This window comes from Sabulibacter ruber (assembly GCF_017355955.1).
Classification (GTDB): domain Bacteria; phylum Bacteroidota; class Bacteroidia; order Cytophagales; family Hymenobacteraceae; genus Nibribacter; species Nibribacter ruber_A.
This window is the reverse complement of record NZ_JAFFID010000222.1, coordinates 1-209: the sequence shown is the minus strand read 5'-3', so window position 1 is coordinate 209 and position 209 is coordinate 1. Positions and strand designations below refer to the sequence as shown.

Annotated in this window: 1 pseudogene; it reads right to left on the bottom strand. The window is 68.4% G+C overall.

The annotated features are described in order from the left end of the window. Window positions 1-209: pseudogene (locus JT719_RS25130) on the bottom strand (MFS transporter); the annotation flags it as partial.

Genomic DNA, 209 nt, shown 5'->3' with positions numbered 1-209 from the left:
TCGAAGATGAGGTAGCCGCCCAGCACCGGGGCGATGGTGGTGCCCAGGGAGTTGAGCGCCTGCGTCAGGTTCATGCGGCTGGAGGAGGATTCCGGCGGGCCCAGGATGGAGACGTAGGGGTTGGCCGTGATCTGCAGCACCGTGATGCCGGAGGCCAGCACGAACAGCGCGCCCAGGAACAGGCCGTAGGAGTGCGAGTCGGCCGCGGG